Source organism: Actinomycetospora sp. (assembly GCF_055612215.1).
This window is the reverse complement of record NZ_JBVPVA010000858.1, coordinates 1-5,216: the sequence shown is the minus strand read 5'-3', so window position 1 is coordinate 5,216 and position 5,216 is coordinate 1. Positions and strand designations below refer to the sequence as shown.

The 5,216-nt window shown below is 75.2% G+C and carries 5 protein-coding genes; 2 read left to right on the top strand and 3 right to left on the bottom strand.

Features of this window, described 5'->3' with window-relative positions; translation table 11 throughout:
- Window positions 1-13 precede the first annotated feature (13 nt).
- Window positions 14-1,804 (top strand): ABC-F family ATP-binding cassette domain-containing protein, encoded by a 1,791-nt coding sequence (locus AC0CYZ_RS23385; RefSeq protein WP_472219784.1) that lies wholly within the window; start codon window positions 14-16, stop codon window positions 1,802-1,804.
- A complete protein-coding gene (locus AC0CYZ_RS23380) occupies window positions 1,794-2,600 on the top strand; it encodes a hypothetical protein (protein WP_472219782.1) in 807 nt (268 codons plus the stop codon). The genes AC0CYZ_RS23385 and AC0CYZ_RS23380 overlap by 11 nt, the downstream gene beginning before the upstream one ends.
- Here the strand turns inward: AC0CYZ_RS23380 and AC0CYZ_RS23375 are convergent.
- The 3 genes from AC0CYZ_RS23375 to AC0CYZ_RS23365 all read right to left on the bottom strand — a co-directional run bounded on the left by AC0CYZ_RS23375 (window position 2,542) and on the right by AC0CYZ_RS23365 (window position 4,899).
- Window positions 2,542-3,276 carry a CPBP family glutamic-type intramembrane protease gene (locus tag AC0CYZ_RS23375; RefSeq protein ID WP_472219780.1) on the bottom strand — a complete coding sequence of 245 codons (735 nt, stop codon included), beginning with the start codon at window positions 3,274-3,276 and terminating at the stop codon, window positions 2,542-2,544. The genes AC0CYZ_RS23380 and AC0CYZ_RS23375 overlap by 59 nt on opposite strands.
- Before the next feature lie 298 nt (window positions 3,277-3,574).
- Window positions 3,575-4,159: an aminoacyl-tRNA hydrolase gene (gene pth, locus AC0CYZ_RS23370; protein WP_472219778.1), complete on the bottom strand. Its 585-nt coding sequence runs from the start codon at window positions 4,157-4,159 to the stop codon at window positions 3,575-3,577.
- Window positions 4,160-4,191: 32 nt separating this feature from the next.
- The gene (locus tag AC0CYZ_RS23365; protein ID WP_472219776.1) at window positions 4,192-4,899 is read right to left on the bottom strand and encodes a 50S ribosomal protein L25/general stress protein Ctc; all 708 of its coding nucleotides are present in this window, start codon (window positions 4,897-4,899) and stop codon (window positions 4,192-4,194) included.
- Between the last annotated feature and the right edge of the window lie 317 nt (window positions 4,900-5,216).

The window sequence follows — 5,216 nt, the reverse complement described above, 5'->3', positions numbered from 1 at the left end:
CGAGAAGAGCACCGTGGCAAACCTGGTCAACCTGGAGAACGTCGCCATCGCGTTCGGCGGCCCGAAGCCCGTGCTCGACGGCGTCTCCCTCGGCGTCGACGCCGGGGACCGCATCGGCGTCGTCGGGCGCAACGGGGGCGGGAAGTCGACGCTCATCTCGATCCTGGCGGGCCGTCTGGAGCCCGACGCCGGCCGGGTCAGCCCGGTGCGCGGGCTGCGGATGGCCTCGGTGACCCAGCAGTCGCGGCCGCGCGGGGCGACGGTCCGCGAGGCGGTGCTCGGCGGCCCCGTCCCCGATCACGAGTGGGCCGCCGACGCGCGGTCGCGGGCCGTCGTCGAGGGCCTGCGCCCGGGCGGCGAGCGCGGTCTCGACGCGTCGGTGGAGGGCCTCTCGGGCGGCGAGCGGCAGCGGATCGCCCTCGCCGCGGCCCTCGTGCAGGAGCTCGACCTGCTGGTGCTCGACGAGCCGACCAACCACCTCGACGTCGAGGGCGTCGGGTGGCTCGCCGCGCACCTGCTCGCCCGCCGGACCGCCCTCGTCGTCGTGACCCACGACCGCTGGTTCCTCGACACCGTCGCCTCGCGCACGTGGGAGGTCGTCGACGGGCGGGTCGAGCAGTTCGACGGCGGCTACGGCGACTGGATCTTCGCGCGGGCGGAGCGGGCGCGCCTGTCCGACGCCGCCGAGCAGCGTCGCCGCAACCTCGCCCGCAAGGAGCTGGCGTGGCTGCGCCGCGGGCCGCAGGCGCGCACCTCGAAGCCGCGCTACCGGGTGGAGGCCGCCGAGGCGCTGATCGCCGACGTCCCGGAGCCGCGCGACTCCGTCGAGCTGGTGACGATGGCCAAGCACCGGCTGGGACGCACGGTCGTGGAGCTCGAGGACGCGACGCTGACGGTGCCGTCGGGTGGGTCGGGGGACCAGCACAGGACGATCGTCGACCGGCAGACGTGGCGCGTCGGGCCCGGCGACCGCATCGGCATCGTCGGGATCAACGGCTCGGGCAAGACGACGCTGCTGCGGGCGATCGCGGGGGAGCGCGAACTCGACGGCGGGCGGCGGGTGCAGGGCACGACGGTGCGGCTGGCGCACCTGTCGCAGGACCTCTCCGACCTGCCGCTGCACCGCCGCGTGCTGCAGGCCGTGGAGGACATCGCCGAGCGCGTGACGATCGGGCGCTACGAGCAGACGGCGTCACAGCTCGCCGAGCGCTTCGGGTTCCCGGCGGCGCGCCAGTGGACCCCGGTCTCGGAGCTCTCCGGCGGCGAGCGGCGTCGGCTGCAGCTGGTGCGGCTGCTGATGACCGAGCCGAACGTGCTGCTGTTCGACGAGCCGACCAACGACCTCGACGTGGACACCCTCCAGCAGCTCGAGGACCTGCTCGACGGCTGGCCCGGCACGCTGCTGCTGGTCAGCCACGACCGCTACCTCACCGAGCGGGTGTGCGACCGGACGGTGGCGTTGTTCGGCGACGGCCGGATCACCGACCTGCCGGGCGGCATCGAGGAGTACCTGCGCCGCCGGGAGCAGCAGATCGAGATGGCGGGCGCCGGTCCGGCGCGGGTGGCGTCCTCGTCGGCCCCGGCCGCGGGGTCCGAGTCCGATCGGCGGGCGGCCCGCAAGGAGGTCCAGCGCATCGAGCGGCGCATCGAGAAGCTGGACACCCGGGAGAAGCAGCTCCACACCGCGCTCGCCGACGCCGCGACCGATCCCGGGCGCCTGATGGAGCTCGACGCCGAGCTGCGCGCGCTGGTCAGCGAGCGCGAGGAGCTCGAAGAGGCCTGGCTCGAGGCCAGTGTCGACTGACGAGGGGCACGCCGAGGCCGAGGCCCGGGCCGTGCTGGACGAGGCCGTGCGGTGGGCCCGCCTGCTCTTCGGCACCGGGTTCCGGGCCGCCTTCGCCATCGGCAGCCTCGCGCACGGCGGGTACGCCGCCGGGGTCAGCGACGTCGACCTCGCGCTGGTGGTGCGCACGGCCGGACCGTGGTCGCGCGTCCGGGCGCGGGCGGTCCGCGTGCTGACCCGCCGCCGGTGCGGCCCCGGGCCGGCCGACCGGCTCTCGGTGTTCTGGGGCCGGTGGCACGACGTGCACCACGGGGCCACCGGCGCGGTGCGCCTGCCGGCGGTCGACCGGCTGGACCTCCTCGAGCACGGGCGCCTGCTCGCGGGCACCGACCGCCGTGCCGGGGCCGTGCTCCCGACGCACGAGGAGCTGGTGCTCGACGGGGCCCGCTTCGCGATCGGCTGGTACGACGCCGCGCGGATCGCCGTGCTGCGCGACCCCGCGGCGCTGGCGGAGCAGGACGCCCGCACCGTCACCAAAACCGTGCTCTTCCCCGTGCGGTTCCTCGCGACGCTGCACACCGGGCGGGCGGGGTCGAACGCGGACGCGGTGCGCTGGTACGTCGAGGAGCATCGCGGCCCGGCCGCGCCGCTGGTGGCCGCGGCGGCCCGCTGGCGGGGGTCGGGGGTGGGCCCGGAGGCGCCGGCACTGCTGGCCGAGCACCTGCAGACCCTGCACCGCGAGTGGGCGGTGGACCACCTCAGATGGGTGCGCTCAGAAGCGGGGACGTCGCACCGACCCACCACCGCCGGTCGATGACGACGAGGACCACGGCCACCACGAGCCAGATGCCCACGTAGACCAGGGTCTCGTTCGGGAGAGCGCCCTCGACGCTGTGAGCGACGAGGCAGAGCAGGACGCTCCCGCCGGTGTGCGCGAACAGCCACGAGTACCAGAAGGTCACGCCCACGGTGCCCACCACGATGAACGCGACCGCGGACCACGGATCGTCCTCGCCCAGGAACGCGAGGGGGAGGTGCCACACCGTGATCACGACGGCCAGGATCGACGTCGCGGCGAGCGGGGAGAGCCGGGCCGCCATCCCGGGGACCGCGACGCCCCGCCAGCCGGGCTCCTCGCCGAGTGGACCGTCGAACGGGTCGACCAGGCGCAGGAGGAACAGCGCCACGACGGTGCCGACGGAGGCGGAGGCGAACGGGACGCCGGCGGAGGGGCCGGTCACCACCACCGCGGCCCCGTGGACCGCGAGGGGCAGCGTGAGGGCGAGCGCCCACCAATACCAGCGGACCCGCCAGCGCACCATGCGGCGCCCGAGCTCGGCCAGGCCGGCTCGTCCCCGGCTGATCGGTACCACGACCAGTGCGGCGACCAGCGGGCCGAACGCCCCGAAGGATCCGAACGGCACGAGCGCCCACGCGATCACGAAGGCGAGCACGAAGAAGGCGACGAGGGGGTGGCTCCGGATCACGCGCATCGCGGACTCCTGGACGGCCGGGGCGCCGGGCGGCGGTGCCCGGGCCGGTCGTCCGGAGGATCCGCCGGGCCCGTCGGTCGGTCCAGCGACCGTCCGGCCCTGCCGGGACGGCGTCCGGTCGCACGCCGGAACCGTCCGCGTCCGGGCCGGTGCGCTGCGCACGTGAGCGGACCTCGAGGGTCGCGTCAGGTGGCATGAACGTCCACTCGGCACGGGCGCGGAGGGATCGCGCGCCCGAGTGGGCCTCCAGGGCCGTGTCGAGTGCCGTGGAGGTCCGCTCGGCGCCGGGGCGCTCCGCCTAGTGGATGCGGTTCTGGGCCGGCTCCAGTCCCTCGGTGAGCAGGGCCTCGACGGCGTCCGCCGCGAGCTCGAGGGACACGTCGAGCTCGCGGCGCTCCGTCGAGGACCAGCGCCGCAGGACGTAGTCCGCCGGGTCCTGACGCCCGGGCGGCCGGCCGATCCCGAACCGCACCCGCAGGTAGTCCTTCGTCCCGAGCGACTTCGAGATCGAGCGCAGGCCGTTGTGACCGCCCTCGCCGCCGCCCCGCTTGAGCCGGACGACGCCGAACTCGAGGTCGAGGTCGTCGTGCACCACGACGAGGTCCTCCGGCGGCACCGAGAAGAAGCGCAGCGCGTTCGTCACCGGGCCACCCGAGAGGTTCATGTAGCCGCGCGGCTTGACCAGGATCGCGCGGCGCCCGGCCAGCCGGCCCTCCGCGACGTCCGCGCCGGACTTGCGGTGCGCGGAGAAGCGGGCACCGGCGCGCCCGGCGAGCACGTCGGCGACCGCGAACCCGACGTTGTGCCGGGTGCCGTCGTACTCCGCCCCCGGGTTGCCCAGCCCGGCGACCAGCACCGGCCCGGACGCCCCGGGGGCCGACACGATGCCCTTCTCCCGTCGCTCCGCTCGCCCCGTCAGTCCTCCTTGCCGGGGGTCTCGCCCTCGGCGGCGGCCGGATCCTCGGGCGCCCCGCCCTCGGAGCCCTCGCCGCGCTCGGAGCCCTCGCCGTCCTCGGCCTCGGGCGCGTCCTCCTCGACGCCCGCACCCTCGGCGTCGATCTCCTCCTCCATCGCGTCCTCGGTCGGCGCCTCGGTGACGTTGACGACCAGTAGCTCGGCGTCGGACACCAGCGAGGAGCCGTCGGGCAGGCGGATGTCGCCGGCCTGGAACTGCGTGCCGATCCCCGCGCCGTCGATGACGAGGCTGATCTCCTCGGGGATGTCCATCGCGTCGGCCTCGATGGTCAGCGTGTCCAGGTTCTGGAAGACCAGCGTGCCGGGTGCGGCGTCGCCGACCGTGATGACCGGGACGTCGACGGTGACCTTCTCGCCCCGGCGCACGACGACGAGGTCGACGTGCTCGATGAAGCCCTTGATGGGGTCGCGCACCACGCTCTTGGTCAGCGCCAGCTGGGGGGAGCCCGCGCCGGCGATGGTGAGGACGGCGTTGCGGCCGTTCTCGCGCATCACGGCGGCGAACTCGACGGTGTCGAACGAGAGGTGCACCGGGTCGGTGCCGTGTCCGTAGAGGACGGCGGGGACGCGGCCCGCGCGGCGGGTGCGCCGGGCGGCGCCCTTGCCGAACTCGGTGCGGGTCTGCGCGTTGATCTTGACGTCGGCCATGAGGCTGTGACTCTCCTGCGGTGGTACGGGCCGGCGAGGGCGGGCCGGCACCGGGCGTGGGTCACACCGCGCTGCGCACCGCGTCGATCACGGCGGCCGTCCTGGCCCGCCCTCGCCGAAGTGGATCGTCGTCCAGCGTACCGAGCGCCCGCGCCGGGCCGGCCCCCGGGCCCTGGTCGTCGCCGTCCGTGAACGCCGCGCCGCTCCACCGGGCTGTCCGGGCGAGTGAACCCTCACGGCGACGGCGGCAGCCGTGGGGCTCCACTCGGCGCCGGACGGCCGCGAGTGCCGCCCGTCCGTGATGGGTGCTCGCCGAC